The organism is Janthinobacterium sp. BJB401, from assembly GCF_013372745.1.
Lineage (GTDB): Bacteria > Pseudomonadota > Gammaproteobacteria > Burkholderiales > Burkholderiaceae_D > Janthinobacterium > Janthinobacterium rivuli.
Genome location: NZ_JABXFH010000126.1, coordinates 1 through 729 on the forward strand (window position 1 = coordinate 1; position 729 = coordinate 729).

Sequence of the window (729 nt, forward strand, 5' to 3'; positions counted from 1 at the left end):
ACGGTCTCCTCAACGAACGCGCTGTACAAGGCCGCCACCTCTCTCACCAGCACCCCCATCGACCAGCCATCGAAGACGATATGGTGAAACGTCAGCAGGAAAACATGGGCGTCCTCGCCCAGTACAATCAGCCGGGCACGCAGCAAGGGGCCGGTTTGCAGGTCGAACTGCGCCTGCGCCTCGTCCTGCGCCAGCCATTTCGCCCTGGCCTGACGTTCGTCCGGCGGCAGCCCACTGATATCGGTGACCGGCATCGCCAGCCGCAGCTCAGGCGCTATCACCTGCACCGGCGCGCCATCGGCCATATCGAAGGTCGTGCGCAGCACCTCGTGGCGGCGCACGATCTCGTTGAGCGTGCGTTCGAGCGCGGCGCGGTCCAGCCGCCCTTGGACTTCGAATGCCCGCGGAATATTGTAGGCCGCCCCGCCTCCCGTAAAGCGATCCATAAACCATATCCGCTGCTGTGAATACGACAGCGACAGCAATCCCCTGCGATCGGCCAGCGCAATCGATTCCGGCGGCGGTGCATCGTCTTCCTCCTGCAGCAGCAAGGCAAGGAGTTCTTCTTTCATCGATTCAAGCGAGCGATTTGAAGTCATAGGTTTCTCAAGAATCGTTGTTATTTGGAGCGAGCGGCAGAGCGCCTCTGCATGGCCTGGCGGCGATGCTGGCCCCGCTCCAGACTTTCCGCATCGGCCGCCGCTGCCGAGGGCGAACTGTCCAAGGCCC

Annotated in this window: 1 protein-coding gene; it reads right to left on the minus strand. The window is 62.8% G+C overall.

Features of this window, described 5'->3' with window-relative positions; genetic code table 11:
- Positions 1-599 (minus strand): condensation domain-containing protein (locus HWE17_RS28470; RefSeq protein ID WP_255206439.1); only part of this gene is annotated, 599 nt, incomplete at its 3' end.
- Positions 600-729 lie beyond the last annotated feature (130 nt).